Source organism: Niabella hirudinis (genome assembly GCF_051201075.1).
In the GTDB taxonomy this organism is placed as follows: Bacteria; Bacteroidota; Bacteroidia; order Chitinophagales; family Chitinophagaceae; genus Niabella; species Niabella hirudinis.
Genome location: NZ_JBPEHJ010000006.1, coordinates 195,870 through 212,641, shown reverse-complemented (window position 1 = coordinate 212,641; position 16,772 = coordinate 195,870). Strand labels below are relative to the sequence as shown.

Annotated in this window: 21 protein-coding genes; 5 read left to right on the top strand and 16 right to left on the bottom strand. The window is 38.5% G+C overall.

Translation table 11 applies throughout. The annotated features are described in order from the left end of the window. The first annotated feature begins 101 nt into the window (after positions 1-101). Complete coding sequence (locus GGU45_RS13670; protein ID WP_435225576.1) at positions 102-632, top strand: helix-turn-helix domain-containing protein; 531 nt, start codon at positions 102-104, stop codon at positions 630-632. Between the two features lie 156 nt (positions 633-788). Here the strand turns inward: GGU45_RS13670 and GGU45_RS13665 are convergent, their stop codons facing one another. The 3 genes from GGU45_RS13665 to gapS4a are packed head-to-tail and all read right to left on the bottom strand — an operon-like array spanning position 789 to position 4,278. After that, the gene (locus tag GGU45_RS13665; protein ID WP_435225574.1) at positions 789-2,213 is read right to left on the bottom strand and encodes a DUF8370 family protein; all 1,425 of its coding nucleotides are present in this window, start codon (positions 2,211-2,213) and stop codon (positions 789-791) included. An 18-nt stretch (positions 2,214-2,231) separates the two neighbouring features. Continuing rightward, entirely contained in the window at positions 2,232-3,338 is a 1,107-nt protein-coding gene (gene gapS4b, locus GGU45_RS13660) for a GapS4b family protein (protein WP_435225573.1), read from the bottom strand. A gap of 4 nt (positions 3,339-3,342) precedes the next feature. Next, complete coding sequence (gapS4a, locus tag GGU45_RS13655) at positions 3,343-4,278, bottom strand: GapS4a family protein (RefSeq protein ID WP_435225572.1); 936 nt, start codon at positions 4,276-4,278, stop codon at positions 3,343-3,345. A gap of 831 nt (positions 4,279-5,109) precedes the next feature. Between gapS4a and GGU45_RS13650 the strand changes: the two genes are divergently transcribed. The 4 genes from GGU45_RS13650 to GGU45_RS13635 all read left to right on the top strand — a co-directional run bounded on the left by GGU45_RS13650 (position 5,110) and on the right by GGU45_RS13635 (position 6,948). Beyond that, positions 5,110-5,319, top strand: coding sequence for a hypothetical protein (locus GGU45_RS13650; RefSeq protein WP_435225570.1), 210 nt, complete (start codon positions 5,110-5,112; stop codon positions 5,317-5,319). A 90-nt stretch (positions 5,320-5,409) separates the two neighbouring features. Then, positions 5,410-5,880 carry a hypothetical protein gene (locus GGU45_RS13645; RefSeq protein ID WP_435225569.1) on the top strand — a complete coding sequence of 157 codons (471 nt, stop codon included), beginning with the start codon at positions 5,410-5,412 and terminating at the stop codon, positions 5,878-5,880. Positions 5,881-6,079: 199 nt separating this feature from the next. Beyond that, the gene (locus GGU45_RS13640; RefSeq protein ID WP_435225567.1) at positions 6,080-6,502 is read left to right on the top strand and encodes an Xre family toxin-antitoxin system antitoxin; all 423 of its coding nucleotides are present in this window, start codon (positions 6,080-6,082) and stop codon (positions 6,500-6,502) included. Beyond that, entirely contained in the window at positions 6,499-6,948 is a 450-nt protein-coding gene (locus GGU45_RS13635; RefSeq protein ID WP_435225565.1) for an RES family NAD+ phosphorylase, read from the top strand. The genes GGU45_RS13640 and GGU45_RS13635 overlap by 4 nt, the downstream gene beginning before the upstream one ends. Before the next feature lie 140 nt (positions 6,949-7,088). On the opposite strand, the gene GGU45_RS13630 is transcribed toward GGU45_RS13635, so the two are convergent. From GGU45_RS13630 to GGU45_RS13570, 13 genes are all read right to left on the bottom strand, one after another. Beyond that, entirely contained in the window at positions 7,089-7,550 is a 462-nt protein-coding gene (locus GGU45_RS13630; protein WP_435225563.1) for a DMP19 family protein, read from the bottom strand. 145 nt (positions 7,551-7,695) lie between these two features. Continuing rightward, positions 7,696-7,974, bottom strand: coding sequence for a hypothetical protein (locus GGU45_RS13625; RefSeq protein ID WP_435225561.1), 279 nt, complete (start codon positions 7,972-7,974; stop codon positions 7,696-7,698). An 89-nt stretch (positions 7,975-8,063) separates the two neighbouring features. Beyond that, complete coding sequence (locus GGU45_RS13620) at positions 8,064-8,528, bottom strand: Hsp20/alpha crystallin family protein (RefSeq protein WP_435225559.1); 465 nt, start codon at positions 8,526-8,528, stop codon at positions 8,064-8,066. Between the two features lie 352 nt (positions 8,529-8,880). Then, positions 8,881-9,087 carry a hypothetical protein gene (locus tag GGU45_RS13615; RefSeq protein WP_435225557.1) on the bottom strand — a complete coding sequence of 69 codons (207 nt, stop codon included), beginning with the start codon at positions 9,085-9,087 and terminating at the stop codon, positions 8,881-8,883. 182 nt (positions 9,088-9,269) lie between these two features. Further along, positions 9,270-9,563 carry a hypothetical protein gene (locus GGU45_RS13610; RefSeq protein WP_435225555.1) on the bottom strand — a complete coding sequence of 98 codons (294 nt, stop codon included), beginning with the start codon at positions 9,561-9,563 and terminating at the stop codon, positions 9,270-9,272. A gap of 247 nt (positions 9,564-9,810) precedes the next feature. After that, positions 9,811-10,509 (bottom strand): hypothetical protein, encoded by a 699-nt coding sequence (locus tag GGU45_RS13605; protein ID WP_435225553.1) that lies wholly within the window; start codon positions 10,507-10,509, stop codon positions 9,811-9,813. 25 nt (positions 10,510-10,534) lie between these two features. Continuing rightward, a complete protein-coding gene (locus GGU45_RS13600; RefSeq protein WP_435225551.1) occupies positions 10,535-11,596 on the bottom strand; it encodes a relaxase/mobilization nuclease domain-containing protein in 1,062 nt (353 codons plus the stop codon). After that, entirely contained in the window at positions 11,593-11,979 is a 387-nt protein-coding gene (locus tag GGU45_RS13595; RefSeq protein ID WP_435225550.1) for a plasmid mobilization protein, read from the bottom strand. The genes GGU45_RS13600 and GGU45_RS13595 overlap by 4 nt, the downstream gene beginning before the upstream one ends. Positions 11,980-12,177: 198 nt before the next feature. Next, positions 12,178-13,563 (bottom strand): IS110 family RNA-guided transposase, encoded by a 1,386-nt coding sequence (locus tag GGU45_RS13590; protein WP_435225548.1) that lies wholly within the window; start codon positions 13,561-13,563, stop codon positions 12,178-12,180. Positions 13,564-14,128: 565 nt separating this feature from the next. Beyond that, positions 14,129-14,485: a hypothetical protein gene (locus GGU45_RS13585; RefSeq protein ID WP_435225546.1), complete on the bottom strand. Its 357-nt coding sequence runs from the start codon at positions 14,483-14,485 to the stop codon at positions 14,129-14,131. 34 nt (positions 14,486-14,519) lie between these two features. Beyond that, positions 14,520-15,503 (bottom strand): DUF8464 domain-containing protein, encoded by a 984-nt coding sequence (locus GGU45_RS13580; protein ID WP_435225545.1) that lies wholly within the window; start codon positions 15,501-15,503, stop codon positions 14,520-14,522. A gap of 57 nt (positions 15,504-15,560) precedes the next feature. After that, positions 15,561-15,896, bottom strand: coding sequence for a helix-turn-helix domain-containing protein (locus tag GGU45_RS13575; protein WP_435225543.1), 336 nt, complete (start codon positions 15,894-15,896; stop codon positions 15,561-15,563). A 107-nt stretch (positions 15,897-16,003) separates the two neighbouring features. After that, positions 16,004-16,708, bottom strand: coding sequence for a hypothetical protein (locus GGU45_RS13570; protein WP_435225541.1), 705 nt, complete (start codon positions 16,706-16,708; stop codon positions 16,004-16,006). Positions 16,709-16,772: the final 64 nt, after the last annotated feature.

Below are 16,772 nucleotides of genomic sequence, written 5' to 3'. Positions count from 1 at the left end.
AAAATACGGTCATGCATTTCTATTATCAACAACAAATATAATGATTTCATTTGATTCACATAAGCATCAAATGAAATTTTTATTTATCATCACTTTGTTTAGTGATACATTATCTTGAAAATGATACAGTTGTTGCCAGAAATTTAAAACGATTTCTCAATGGAATTCCCTTGAGTCTAAGGGATTTTTCCGGAATATTGGTTGAGGTATCTCAAGCAACTTTGTCGCGTATTATCAACGGTTCTTCTACATTTAAATATGACAAATTAAAAACTATTGCAGAAGCTTTAGGTGTTTCTGTCGTCGAAATTCAAACCCCTTCTTGTCAAATTCCCGAGAGAGATGTACTGGTTAGGAATCTCAAACGATTTATAAAAAAACACAACCCGGATACAAACATATCTCTAATTTTAAACCAAGATCACTCAGCGCATTTTGTCGATCTATATATTCATTTAGGGCGCTTAGATAGCTTTCAGTCAATTAGTGTCATTAAACAAAACATTAAAGACGAATTTGGGGTCAGTCTTGTTAGCTCGAATATCACAAATACGTTATCTAGGCGAAAAAAAAATATAGAAAGCAGAGCCGGAGAAAGAACTAATACTCTTGAGTATAGAAGGAGGCGTTAAGGGCACTTCGATTTTTTACCCCTGCCTTTTGCGAGGGTAGTTAGCTTTGTATTCTAAATCAAAGAATTTCATTTTTTATTTAAAAGATATTTTGTTTTCAATTTTACGATTATGTATTTAGTGTATGCTCGCTTTACAACCATAATGGAATATTAACTATCGAGCACTTGCTGATTTCTGTGGCGTAGCGTCTATTATAATTATATCAGGGACTTGTTTTTTGTTTAAAATTGCTTTCTGCTTTATCGCTTCAACACGTTTAATTGTGTTCACGCTTTTAGTCGTTTTCAGTACCAAATAAATGCTCGTATCGGCATTTTCTGCCTTATTGTAAGCCGGCAATTGTTTCAAATAACCATTTACTAGTTTTTTGTTTGATGAATATTTTATCTCGATAGTTACTAATGAGCTATACCCGCCCGTAATTTTGAAATCAAGTGCACCACTTCCTGCATTTGATTCCCTGCTTAAATTTAAATTGTTAGCTAAACAATATTGATCAGCTATCCCGTAAAACAATTTTTGGGCAAATCTTTCATTTCTGAGTTTACCAGCATTGTCGTATAAAAATTCAAACCATCCATTACTTTCTATCAGTTTAGCATATTGCTCGCATATTTTTTTAACAACAACCAAAATTGTTTCGCTTGTAACAGGTTGTAGTTTTTCTAAATCTAAGGGAAATTCATTAACTGCCTTTTCAGAAAGTTCAGCCCATACAATTTGTCCGCTGGGGTCATTTATAAAATCATAGGATTTTTTTGGCTTCTCGTTATATTGCTTTATCAGATCTTTAAATGCATCGGGGTTCGATAATATGGCAGCTTTCAAATTTTGTTTACCAATTTTTGCTGAAGTAGCTTCTTTCCAACTTTCGCCAATTTGGGAATTTACCTTTTTTCTCAATTCGTCATTTTCCATACAAACCCTGTCAATGTCGTCCCAGCAGAAAGCCAACGGTAAATCTTGTAATAATTCTTTAGCAGTAAAAACAATAGGCTCTCCTGTTTTGGGATTATACGGCAATAAAATCTGAGCACTTTTTGTCTTACTAAAATTCCTTTGTTTAACACCTAATTCATTACACACCCGTTGAGTAAAAGCGATTAAATCTTTCCGAATAATATGTATTGTAAGATCAGAGATTCTGTCTGCACCAATATTTTTTTCAAAAAGCCCAATCAACTCAAATATTATCGGATCATTAATCCCCGCCTTAATTATGTCAGTTGCACTTAAAAGTAGTTGGCTGGCAAGTTTTGGGCCAATTGCGTTCCCGCTTTTATTTCCACTTGAATATCCTAAAGCAACATATTTAAACTCCTTAAACTGCAATCTTTGAAACGCCTCTTTAAACAACCTGTCAGAATGTGATCGAGAGTTTTCAATTAATTTTAAAACATGCGAGAAATAAGTTTGAAAATTCGAATAAGAATTTTTAAACTCTTTAATCCTTGCATTTTTCAATAAGGACGGGTCAACATACAGTTTACTGTCAACGTCCACAAACGCGTTGAATACCCCTTTAATATCAAGTTGTTCAGCAGATACTTTTAATATTGTACTTAACCTTTGAGGCATTTATCAAGTTCTTAATGCTCACACTCGTTTGAGCTTTGTGTAGCTTTCAACCTTCTTCGTTTCAAATAATTCTAATAGTTTTTTTCTTATAGAATTTTCTGCTTTTGGATTTTTATCTTGCTTATTTAGAACTAAGTCAATTGATATTTGAAAATCTGAATCTTCTTCTGCTGCCTTAACATAGTCAGGAAATCCAAGATTTATTATTGCACTACCTTCCACACCACCGTGGTTAAGCTTATATCTTACTTTGGCGGCCCCAAAAATTAGCTTTGGGAAATACTCAACATTGTTTAATAAAATATGATTTTGTAGTTCCTTGCCATTTAGCTTTAAATTATCTATCTCATTCAAAAACTCTTTTATATCAGCATGGCTTTCAACATTCTCATCTAAATACACATCAATATCAGTTATAGATTTAAACTCTAGGTAAATATTGAAATTACTTGCAAACGAATAAAAAAACTGAACTCTAGATGTATTGTCAAAATGATTGAACTTAACAGTTATAATATCTTCGCTTGAATTAATTATTGCTTTTTGAAAAAATTGTTCCTTCAAAGCATTCATTATAATATTGTTTACTTCATTTGTCTCCTTTGATGTTGAGTTTTGTTGTACTGATATCTGTATATCGTTTTCTGATACTTTTTTTAAAGTAATAGCACCATTATGATATGTTTTATTGTTTGTCCAATCGCTAAGTAAATTTGATCGTTCTATCTGATATTCAAAAACCGCAGAATTTTCATCTTCAAAGTAAAAAGTAGGACTACCAATAACTTTATAATTAGGTTTATATGTATGCCTTTCAAGTATTAAAGAATGTAGATCAATGTCCTCGCTAAGTACTGCTGAAAATTCAAAATCAGAATTGCATTTTATTGACGACGTTTTGTATTTTATGCTTTCTTCTTTTGTTTTTTGAGCTTCATATAACACCGAATAATCTCTCGGACTTATTACACTTTTCATCAATAAAGGGACTGAATTATTTTTTTCATTATGACCAAGAAATATTCCTTTTTCCCGTAATAATGTGTTTATATTAGCATTTGTAACATTCGATTTTACAAGCAATTGCCTTATATAATCCCCTTGAGGTAGAATATCTTTATTCATATCACTAATTTCTAAAATCAGATGGAAATTTCTTTATTTCCAGGTTCTGATCAATTTTGTACATTGGAAACTTGACAAGTTTTTCTTTTACCAAATTTTCATTATTTAGATAGTCATAGGCCTTATAATTCAAGATGACTTTATTTACAGCATTTAGATGATCAAAAGACTTGGCAAAATTTAAAATTTGGACAAACTGCTCTTCTTCAAAATCATCATTGATGAATATTGATAATGATATGATATTATCTCTTTCCGTTCTCAATGCTATAATATCTGAATACAGATAGTTCAATGGAAATATTTTCCCAAAAGAGCTCTCTTGTAGCGAAGTAAAGTTTAAACCACTATTATGATAAACGAAGTCAACGTTATTACCTCCAAACACCTCTTTTGTTCTATGTATACTTTCGTAAAGAAAATTCACTTTATTATTGTCTAGCAGAATAATCTTGTCAAAAACCAAGTCGCTATCAATTTGAATGTTGTTAACTTTTGATATTAGATCAAATTTTAGATCACTAGTATTTGAAAGCCACACTAGAATACCAAATATTTCGGTTTTATTTACTCCAATAAAATTTTGATTTATGCTGTTTTTAAGTTTCGAATTATTAAAACATTCTAAAGAGTAAGCTAAATCTTTGATATGCGATTTGAAGAGCGTAGTTGGATATTTAGTATATTCTCCACCAACGTATTTTGATGAAATTAAGCCGATGTCAATAGTATAGTCTTCCAATGGATTTTTGTAGCTTATTAACCCATCTATTCCGTGAGAGGACTTATTCGATTGAGAATCTTTGTCCTTATGTTTAAGACCCTTAATACAATTTATCGATTCGTTTTGGAGCAGTGAGTTAAAGTTTAAGATATTTTCAAAGATAAATTGTACAATATTTTCTCCTTTTTCCCCGATAGATTTAGACCATTCTCCCATATTTTTTGATGTTTTTAGGGTACAATTGCAGACAACTTGCCGTTGCGCAACTTATCTGTTTTAAATATTCGTATGCGGTTATTAATGCGGTTTAATAAAATTTTAGTTTTCGGCAACCGTTACAAAAAGCTCTGGCATATATTTTTTCATAAAGCGACTCATAAGGGGTTGCCGAAGCAATTTACTATTTTTTAGGGTAAAAAACGTCTATATCATGTTTCCTGATGCAATTGTTCAATTAACTTTAATGGATAAAGGGTACCATTCTTAATGGGTTCAAACGGGTGCATATTAAAAAAAAACACAATAAAGTCATCAACGCCAGAAAAAAATCAATACCATTGTCAGGATCAATACTGTCCTGTTGCCCGTATTGGTGCTTTCAAACTCCATCCCCAGGAACTTCATCTTTATATTTTCCTTTTTTGCCATTGCTTATATTTTTTAGCAGTGCTATTTAAAATAGAAGTCAAACAAAACAGATCATTTATAATGCATCATTTGCTCCCGTGATTTCTACAAAGTTATTTCAGCCTTTTCAGCAGCGGGGCGGACACGAAGGACATTTCAGCGCCGGAAAGCCGTTCCAGAAGCGGATCGAAAATTTATTTCTGGCAGAATTGTCCGCATCCATTTCCAAAGGACAATTTTTCGCCTTTCTGTCAACAAACATAAATTAGACAACCGGGGATAAAAAGGACAAAAAGTAAGCCTTTGGGCCAGCCAGCTGGTTATTCTTTGAATAAATTTCAGAAAAGGTGTATTTCTTTTGTTTTTCAAATTAAATATACAGGATCCTTTAAAATAATTCTAAAATTCCCGAGGGGACAAATGCGGCAAAAATTTATTTTAATTTGCTATCTTTGTTATCTAATGAACAAGAAGGATTACAATACACTTAAACAGGCGCTTTTAAAGCAAAAGCGTGAAGTTTCTGCTTCAAAAACCGCCGCTAAGGCTTTTTTGAAAAAGGCTGGTGTCCTTCATTTGCTTGTACCTAAAGAAGATGCGGCCCAAAGGATTACGCCAAAATCAGCATAATTTATAATGTATAATTATAAGCCAGGATTGCTAATAGGCTTTCACGGATGCGATCAAAGCATAAGAGATAAGATTGTTTCCGGATCCTCTATGCTAAAAGCAAGTGAAAATAATTATGACAGGGCACTGGATTTTGCAAGGAATCCTCCCGGCGATAAGAAAATAGCAAAGCCATCAGTTTTAGGGGCCGTTTTAGACCTGGGGTATTGTCTTGACCTGACCGAAACCCGGTATCTTCAGTTGGTAAAAACCTCCTATGAAGTTTTTACTCTTTCTGCTGAAACCGAAGGCAAAGTGATTCCGCAAAATAAAGATGTTAAAGGATCTAACGACAAGTTACTCAGAAAGCTGGATTGTGCAGTAATTGAGAATCTCCATGCAGCTCAGCGATCAACCAACCTGGAACCTTTTGACAGCGTACGCGGTGTTTTTGTGGAAGGTAAAGAATTATATCCGGGTGCTGGTTTTCGCGATAAAAATCATATCCAGATCTGTATCCGTAATCCCAATTGTATTAAAGGTTTCTTTATTCCAAGACAGGAAGTGGACTGGAAGGGATAGCGATCCTTTTCCTCAATGGTTTTGCTTCTTGAAAATAGCCCGGATTATTTGTTCAGTAAATTTCTCTCAGCAGTGCTGGGAGTTTTGGAAAGTCTTTATAAGCCTCATAAAATTGCGCCATACGTATATAGGGATATCGGAAATTTTACCGATTATATAACGTAATTATTCCGTATATTTGTTTGAAAAAATTTCCGTTATGGGTACAGTTAAAACCTCACTCTTTCATCAATACGAAAAGGAACTATCCAACCCGGTAGCAATGGTAATGAAAGCTGCAGAGGGGTTGGCAGTATCTGTTTTTGATGAAATTACGCGCATTTCTGCTCTTAATAAAAGCCAGTTGGCGGCATTCCTTGATGCTACCCCTAAAACAATTGACAATTACCGGTTACGGCGCCATAAGTTAGGCCGTATAGAAAGCGAGCAGCTTTTGCAGCTACTATCGCTTTACAAAAAAGGGCAGGAAATTTTTAGCAATTCTGAAGCCTTTAATCAATGGCTGAAGCAGCCTGCCACCGGGTTGGGAGGCATTATTCCTTTTGACCTGCTCTATACACAGGGCGGCATCAACCTGGTTATAGAAGAATTAATTCGGATTGAATACGGGGCGCTTGCATGATTGCTTATCGTATTACACTCGCAAAATGGGCTGGCCTGCTTACAGCCTCGGGCTACGCTGCACGCTGGAACAGTAATGGTCATTTTATGCTCTATTCAGCCAGTACCAGGGCATTGGCCTGTCTGGAAAATATGGTTCACCGGCGCAGCATTGGTGCAGATGACCTTTTCAGGGTTACATTGATAGAAATACCGGATGACCTCAAAATAGAAAAAATAGATAAACGTAAACTACCGGCCAATTGGCAGGAATACATTAATTATACATCGTGTCAATCGTTGGGAGACGCGTGGCTGAAGGGAAACAAAACTGCTATACTGCAGGTTCCTTCTGCCATCATTACGGAGGAGTACAATTATTTGTTCAATCCGCAACATCCGGACTTCAACCGGGTAAAAGTGCATGCCATAGAGAAATTTACGTTTGATGAACGATTGTTAAAGTAGACTACTACGTAGAATCCCGGATTGACACAAAATGAATAAATAGGGCGGGGAACAATGTCAATCTGGATTAAAATAGCCGATAAGCTACCGGAGGAACGAACACCCGAGAGCTTGCCCATTAAGGTTCATCCAAATAGAACTTACCAGAATAACGACGCCCTTCTTTGATTATTGTTTGACCCGTATTCCTTAAATATTTGTTCATTTAAGTGGTCTGAGTTATTTAGATATAACAGGTTTTGCAAATCAATAGTCTCCCGTTCTTCATCAGTCAAATATGCAAAGACTTCAGATGCAGGAAGATGCAAGTGCAAATTTCTTAGGGATTCGATTATTGCACTTAATTTTGCCAATGCGCTTAGACATTCTTTTGCATTGACTTTCTTTAATGCTCTAATCGCACAGGAAAGGCACTGTTCATCTTCACTTCCAATAAACCGGAGAAAACCTCCATTATGCATATCTCTTTCTAATATCCAAAGCGCGGCTAACTCCTGATCATTCCTTGAAAGTGCAGCCCAATTATTGTCTGCGCTTTTTAGCCGGGTATATGCCGCGTACGTCAATAAGTTGTATTGAGTTTTAAAAGTAGTTTGAAGCATAGCGTTTAAAGTTTAGCTGAATTGAGGGCCTTTCAAAATTACGATTTATTGGAGGCCCTTCCTATAGATCCATTAGATATGACATGTTAAAAAATAATAAAAGATGATCAAAAAAAATTGGCATTATACTTTGTTGAAATGGGAATCAGCCAAAATTGTATATTTTGAAGATCTCTTTTGCCAGCATCTTGGCATTTGCTTCCAGCTGGTTCAGTATACAATATTTTGTTGCCAGGATACATTGGTCCCCATTTTGTCGGACAAGGCTGAAGCGTAGCAGTCCACGCTCGTGCTCAACGAGTTGGTTAAAAATCCGCCGGGCTTCCACAGCCTCTTCTCCAAGATTAAAACTGCAAAATGATGACCAAAACCCCTGGGCCATCATATCAACTTCGATAATAAAACCGCTTTCCATTAGATTCATTGTTAATTGTGCCAGCCAGTGGCGGGAGCATAATTGTCTAGTCCCGCCGTCTGCTGGACTTAGGAAAATTCACAATCATTTAAAGCTAATCAGGAAATAGGAATTTGGCGTGGCGCCTTTGTCTTTGCCTCCTCCCGTTTTGGAATAGTAATATGAAGCAACCCATTTTCATACCTGGCACCAATACCATCTTCATCTGCCACACCGTCGGGAAGTATAAGTGTTCGATTAAAAGCCTGATAGCTGAACTCTCTTGATGTATACCGCCCTTCTTGCTGTTCTTCTGAACCACTTTGAAACTCGGAACTAATAGAAAGCCTGTTGCCTTCCAGACTAATTTTAAAATCTTCTTTTTTCAACCCTGGGGCTGCTACTTCCACTACATAAGCATCGTCTGTTTCCTTAAGATTAACTGCGGGAATAGTAGTATTACTGGAAGAATTGTTCATCGTGTCCCAGTTAAACAGATCCCGGGAAAAAAAGTCATTAAATAATGCAGGTAAGTTAGATAATCCTTGCCTGCCGGTTCTAACTAGTGACATGGTAACCTCCATTTTTTAAAAATTAAATAATTTAATTAAGTTCTTGCAATAGGAGCTCCGGATTTTTCCCAATCAAGGGATGTGCCAGCCTGAATTCATACAGAAATTTTGACAGCGAACCGGATTTTTTTTCAGTTTTGGAAGAGTCTCTCACCATCCCGAATCTTATTTCGTTGAATTCTAAGGGTTAATATTTTATCAACTACGGGAAGATGTAGCGCAAAAATGACAGAGGATAATGTACATGCCATTTACGAAGCTTGCCTCTTCCGGGCCAATTGCCTTAGTCACCCGCATTATTCAAAATGCCTTACCGCCAGTCCTTGCGCCCTGCGATAGGATAACATTATTACTTGTTGCATTACTACTCACTAAACACCCAGAAAAGTCCGCCATCAGGTGGTGCAAATTTGACTGGCTCGATCAATTTAAAAAAAATCCCAGATCCGTCCTCCAGAATAACCCAGAAGCCAATATCCTCTCTAAGGGCACCGAGGTCTGCACTTACAGCGTCCGGGTACTTATTATAGATCTCCGCCAGCGTTTTGTTTTTATTTTCATTAAAGTCCATGTGTTGTGGTTTAGCTCATTAATAAGTCGGTGGCAAGCAGTACCGACATTTTCGAAGTTCAGCATTTCCAGTCTTTATAAGAATAAAAACATTGCAGCAACAATACTTTTCAAAAGAGGTAAAAGTTCCTATTTGATCCTTAAGTGATTCCAGGAATTTATTAGTGTTCCGAAATGCGAATCTTATGCTGACTGTATTTTATCAAGTGCATTTATGATCCGTTTTACCAACTCTTTGTCAATCGCTGACGAGTCCTCTCTTGCCCCAACCAGCACCCGAAACTCACGCTCATCATCGCGCTCAAAGGTTAGCTCCTTTCCATTGACCACTACAAAAAATTTGTAGGAGTAGGCGAAAGTGACTAATCTGCCTTTTAATAACAATTCTTCGCCTTTGTAGGGAATCGGTAATTCAAAAAAATGCTCCATATAAGATAATCGGTCACAAATTTGCACATTTTTTCTGTCTTGATACAATTGAATTTTGAGACTATATAATTACCCCTTGAAAGCTGATTTAATGGCACAATGTTTGACTTAAGAAGAATATTAAAATAGAATAGTCAATTTTCTCATAAGCAGTTAGTTTTGGTAAGGTCCCCTGTTTCAACAGGGGACTATTTTTGTACTGAAAATATCTTCTTTCAAACATAAAAACGCCCAGCCTTGAAAAAAGCAGGGCGTTGCTAACCTATGAAAAACACCAGCCGTAAGATACAAAATCTTATCTGATTTGTTGGCGATTAATTGATTTCTTTATTTTCTCAGCTTCAGATTTTAGCTTTTCGGCCTCACGGGTCTTACTGTACGCATCAAGAAGTAATTTCATATTCCGTTTATTTTCCTCCTCCTTTGCGATAACTGAGTCTCTGAATTTCGGATTTCGGGTATATGCTTCATCCACTTTATCAAGGTAGCGTTGCAAAGCAGTGTTGGCAGTATCCAGCCGCAGGCAACGGTACTTGGTATCATTTGTGGTAAAATCTTTTAATTCTTGTTTTGTATTCAACCATCCCCAAAGGAATAAAAGCGACACAACAAAAAGGGGCACCATTAGCAAAACAATCTTATGGATGCGGTAGTGATGCTCTATTTTTTGCGTTAATGGCGTGGATAGTTGTTGCTCAACAGCAGACAATTTCCGATACAACTCCTGGATGGCCTTGCTGGGAAAACTCAGGCGGCTAATGAGACTTTCCAACTTCTCTGTTCCCGCTTTAACACTTGCCACGACATTATTTTCCGGGAGTTGTTGCCGCTCCTGATTGTAGATCATTTGTTGAATTTTGCTGGTGAGTTCTTTTATTTCACTCACCAAAGACGCCATTATTTTGGTATTTTCCTGGTATTGTTCAGAAAGCTCGGCCAATATAAACCGTACGGTTTCTTTTTCCTCGGGTGTCAAATTTGTCTCTATGCTCATATAAATATTGTTTTAAAATATGTTATTAAAGTCGGTAGCCTCTTTTTTTCTTCTTCTTTTTATTGTACCGGTAGTATTGTTGCATGGCCTCGGCTGCGGCAATTTCATCCGGTGTTGGATAAGGGGCTTGAAATAGCTCTGCTACCAGATTAGCCGCTGCCGCCGCCACCTGTGAGGTGGTGGTTGAAATAACTTCAGCAATGGAACGTTCTAACTGAGTTGGAGCATTGGGTGAAACCGGCAAAGATTTGTACGGCATTTTCATGTATTCTTGTCCGCGATCCGCTTTTTCAATTTCAAGAGTGCCCTGAGTGAGGCCCAGTATTTTCTTTGCCTCCAGTATTTTTTCAATTTTGCTTAAAGAAAAGCCCAGCTCGCTGCCTTTTACCTTTACTTTTTTATCGTCAATAAAACTGATGCCCCGGCTTTTGATCACATTATAACCTGCCTGCTGCATCCGCCGGGAAAAATCATCCAGGCTATGGGCTTGTTTCAGACAGTTTTTTATATCCTCCCGCATTTTTAATTTGCGGTTGTCCTGCCGGGGCAGCAGCCGTTCCTCTTTAGATAGAAATTTCCGGGGGCTTAAAACAGCAGTAAGCCCAAGTTCCTTTTCCAGCCTACGGCAAAGTGTGGCCATCCGCAGGTAACTGTTGCTGTCCTTAGCTACTTTACCATCATAACCCACCCGGTTAGCCACAATATGAATATGAGGCTGCGGGGTATCTTTATGCAGCACTACCAGGTACTGGTTGTCCTTTACATCAAATTCTTTTACACAGGCATCAGCTATTTTCAACAATTCATCCCTAGTGCACTGATCTCCGGAAGCCAGGCGGATGGCAAAATGAAAGACCGGCTTTTCCACCCGGCGGCTCAGCTTTGCCACATCGCGAAACTGCTCCGCCAGTTCATATTTATTTCCAAAGCATTTGTTATAGGCCAGCACCTCCGCCCGGTTTTTGTGTTGCAAACCATCCTTGAGTGACATGGCTTTTTTTTGTTCCTCGCTTAATTCCTGTTTGTCTTCCAGGTCGTAACTAATGCATCCGAGGAAAGATTTACCTGTATTTACATGGCCGATCATTGGAAATAATTTTTCATTGTTACCGCAATACCTTTCAACTCTCCGGATAGTAATTGCAGGCTGGCCCTGTCCAATGGCGTTAATATATCCGTTACACTATTGTGCTTTTTTGCAAGCTGGTTCAGGTTGGCTGCCATGTGATTGAGGGTGCCAGTAACATGCAACACCTCTTTCGGAAGTGTTTTCATTGTACTGTCAATTTTTCCGGTCAGGCCCAATTGTAATAAATATTCTGATGTAGAAAGCCCGGCTTTCTTTGCTTTTGCCCGTATCAGCACCTTTTCATAGCTGGTGCATTTGAGCGTAATAAGCTGGCTTTTCTTCACCGTTTTTTTGGGGCGCCCGCCTTTGTTTTGTAACGTGTTTTGTTTCATTGGTTCCATAGTGTTGTCTTTAATTTTTGAATCCCGCCCAAGCGGGATGAAAAGCCCCAAATGACGCCCCAGCGGCATGAGGGGCCAGCGTTTTGGTATTACCAAAACATAGCTGGCTTCTATATAACTCCAGCAGTCACCCCTTCCTGAACAGCTTATTATGACTGGTTTCTAAGAAAAAAAGATGCTGTAATGTTGCTTTAATATTTAAGCTGCTCCTGCCGATTCTCTTAGCTTTTGCAACTTCTTTTCCAGGTATAAAATTTTTGCTTGCCGATATTTTTCCTGATACTGTCCAAGGTCGATTGGATTGAACTCTTGTTTGTTTCTTACCATCTTGTAATAGATTGTAGCCAGTTTATTTGCTGTTGCCACAATGGCATAACGCTGTCCAGCCTTAGCTTTCATCCTTCTGAAATAATTGCCCAACCAATGGTCACTTTTCTGCACACCGTTCGCCGCCGCACGGAATGCCTGACTTGCCATGTTCGGTTTTTTCTTTTGCAATTTGCTGCTAATGATTTTGCCTCCTGATATTTTCGTGTTAGGACAGAGGTTCAGCCAGGAGACAAAATGTTTTTCTGTTGGCCATTTACTAAGATCTGTACCTGTCTCAGCCAGAACTTCCAGGGCTCCGATATCACTCAATCCATATAAGGCTATTATGTTAACCCCAAAGATTTTTTGCAGGTAGGGAACGGTGTCCAGTGTCGGGTGCCGCTTTTCCATTTTACGTTTCACAAATCGGTCGGTAATATTTTCCGTGCACATTTCTTCTTTAACGCTAACTACGCCGTCATTCAAACTGGCTTCGTACTTTTCCAATTGTACTATTATTTCTTTCTCGCATGCTGTGATTCTTTCGAGCATAAACTGGTAACAGCCATAATTTTCTTCCAACAAAAAAAGATGCTCAGGCAGCCAATTTCCTTCAAGTGATTTGGCGATGTCTTCTTTTTTTGCCTGGACACGTTTGTCGATCAGCGGCAGGAAATTTTCGGCCTTGCGTTCACCCGCCAGAATTTTTTCAATGATCGCGATCCCACTTTTGCACATAACATTGGCAAGAACATTGGACAATTTAATATTCATTAGTGCCAATGACTTTTGTATGCGCAGCACATATCTGTTACTATCATGGATCAACACCCGGCGGTAACGCACCAATGCCCTTAAAGATTCTTGTTCAGCATTGGGGAGATAGCAAGAATTGAGTAACCCGCAACTGTGTAATTGTTGCAGCCATTGTGCGTCACTTTGATCGGTCTTGCGCCCCGTTACATTTCGGACATGTTGCGCATGAACCAGGTAGACTTCAAAGCCGTTGTGAATAAGCATGGCATACAATGGCCTCCAGTAAACACCCGTGCTTTCCATGGCAACAGTGTCTACATCGCACTTTTTTAGCCATGCCGTAATTTCCCTTAGATCAGCGGTCATCGCGCCGAATGTTCTAACAAATGGCTCATCCCGTCCGCTGGGGACAGCTACAGCATGGATGCTTCCGCCGATATCTATCCCAGCGGCATTGGGATGGATCACCGGCATGTTGACAAACTTGTCATTCGATTTTGTTTGTTTTTTCTTTTCCATAAATGATTGTTTTAAAAAACCCTATGCCTTCCGACAAGTATTTGTTTATTCTTCTATACGGGGTCTGTGATGCCCCAATCTGAAACGTGTAGAGCCGGAAGAACCAGACTCCCTCTAATGAACTTAATTGTCCAATGCCAGCTCAGGTTTTGCTGCACAGGGCCTGTTTCCCTAATTTACGATTTTCAATAGGCGCAATCCAGGACGGAATGTTCGAAAGAGTTATTCTCCCCGGAAACATCAGCAACGCCTGATTGGGGGGACTCCCTTAACGTCGCAAAGCCTTTCCTGATTTCGATCGTTCCAAACGATCGGAGTTGTATTAATTGCACTTTTCCTGTTTAGACTTTGGAGTAAAACAGCAACGTTCTCAAAATGTGCAACATTTGGTACACCTTGCCGTTCCCTTTGATGGGAACTAACGACGGTTTAAATTTTGAGTGCAGGGAGATCTTACAGCTTGTATAGTTGTTCTATTTTTATACGCTATTTTCTACCCGGAAAAATTGTCAGTTGCGAATCAAATCCGCTTTAACAACGACTCGATTTGTTCGCTAAAATTGTATTACCGCAGCTCATCCTTGTTAAAAACTTTGGGATTTTCTACACCATATTTGCGGATATTATTCTTTAGGTTCAGCCATAGCTGAATATTGTAATCCGCAATTTCATGCAGGTCCATAGCTGTTAAACCGAATGGATTTTGCACGGAACCACTGCCGGTTTTTCCTTGCTGACTGGTGGATGAGGTGGCAGTTGTATCTACACTTCCCGAACCATTTTGTTCCTCCAGGTAAGAAAAAATAGTAGGAGCAGAACCTTCGCCAATCTGTAAAGCCGGGCCAATAGCCATACTATCGCCATAAAATTTGATCTGCTTTCCGGAACTTAAATGCAGTATTCTTTTTTTAAAGTCTGTCATCGTTTATTATTTTATCGGTTAAAAAATTGCATGCTTATCTACCCAGACCAAAATTTCGCTTAGGACCGGAACGGTTTCCTTCCTCATCGTTTGCCAGGTCTAGCCGGTGAAGGGAAAAGGTTTTCTTAGTCAGCCATTCATTTAAGTCTGCGTATCCATCATAAAGCAGGCTATGGTCTTTATATTTTGAATTTTCATTTGCCAATTGAATCGTATGGCTTTTTCCTGCGTGATCACGATCGAGGTACAGATAAATGGAAGAATGCTGCTCCATTAGAGGTCGCGCTTTTTCTAAATAAGCCAGGGAGTTTAGCACTAAAATATTTGTATTATTAATCCCGTTTTTTTGAATAGTGACATAACTTAAAAAGTCAAAAACGCCTTCAAAAACGCAAACTTGTCCTGCTCCATTATTGAAAAAGGTAAAGCTTTTGGGTGCAGCGCTGCCCTTAAAATGTGCATTACGTAACTCATAGCCACCAGCATCATTGAGAAAACCGATGGCATAATATTTTCGATTATTGAGTTCATATTGCGCCTCCTTGCAATAGTTCTGTGCAATACCAACCGGTATTTTTCGCTGCTCCAGGTAATTAATAAGCGCCGGAGAAACGATCGGGCCAGTTGCCAATACCCGGATCTTTTTCTTTTCATTGAAAAATTGTATTGTAGGATTTGGGGCATGTCCGGATATTTCGGGAACCATCAGGGATTGAAAAGGTGTACCATGAAAAGAAAAAAAGTCCCGCAATTTGTCCAACACTTTGATGATACCGCAGCCGTGATACAGCATACAGAAATCAATAATGCTACCGCCTTTTCCCAAACCGTGATCATACCACAAGTTTTTCCTTCGGTCAATTTTGAACGAGGGTGTCTTTTCGTTTCTGCCGGGCAGCGGCGATAAGTACCAGTATTCCTGGTTACGGCTCATCTTAATGTCCGGATGGTGACCCAGGAAGGCAAGGTAGTCCACCAGGTTAATTTGCCTGATTGTTTCCCAATTCATATTATTCATATTCGAGTGAGTTTGTTTGTTAATAAAATTGCTAATGGTAATTTTCACGCCAACGCTTTAGGGGGTACCAGAATCAGGTTGTAATAATTGCTGGATGTCGTTCCAAAGAAAATAAACCCTTGACCGTATCTTGTACGGCTTTAGCTTGCCGTGTTTGATCCAATCATAAATAGTGGGCTTGGTGACCTGGAATAGCTGACAGACTTCACCAATTTTATAGAGTGGCTTATAGGTGAGGCCTGTAGTGTTGTAACTGGTAGCCGGTGGAGGTCGTTTTTCTAACTGTTCAACTTCTTCACGTATCAATACACGAAGTGTCTGCCAGAACTGTTCCGGATCTATCGGGAACAGCATCGGTGTTGCTGAATGCGCACCATTTCCATTACTTTCCATTTTTAACTGATTTAGCCAGCTAAAGTGGATTTATGGAAAGAGGAATATGAGCTAAGTATACTTGTTTTTGACTAAATAGTCTTATTCGGTTGTTTTTCTTTCAAATATTAGGGCCGGAGGAATTTTTGTTCTAATTCCTTTAACAATTTTATGCCCTCAGCGAATTGCATTGTTTCTAGGATTTTAAAGGCCTCATTAAAATTTCTTCCTACTTCAAAATGGCCCCTGGACTTCAATTCCTCACGTTTTTCCTTTTTGAATACCATGTCAAGGTCCATTCTCATGCTTTTCGGGGCTACACCAAAAATCTGGGAAAGCAGGGTGGCGCATTTATCATTGGGAGAAAGATAGTTTACCTTGCCGGCCTTGTCTAATACATAGAAAAGGAGCAACAATGTCCGGTTGCCGGGCTGATCTTGTTTACACTTTGCCATCCAGGCCCGTTCTTCATTCTCATAAGTAGCTATTACAGTTTCTAATCTTGGGATAAATTCGCGATTAAAAATAGGTAAATAAAGGAGCAGGAATAACGGGAGCCCTACAATAATGCCGGCCAATATTGAGGTTGAAAGGTAAACAGCCGCATTTTGGCCGCTAAAAAATGAAGTAAAGAACATTGAAATCCCAAACAGAAGCACGAAATGTATAGTTGCATTTCCCCAATAATCCGTCATTAACATTTGCCGGGTAGCCCTGACAGGCCAGGCTTTACGGATATTCAGCCGTTGTTCATGAGTTTTACAAAATGATTTGGAAATGTGATCGTAGCTTACAGGGCGATCAAATGCGAAAATAGAAAGTAGTTTCTTCATAACCTTTTGGCGTTTTTAGGTAAAAAAATATTTGATTAGCAGTATAAATATACCGAAATATCAG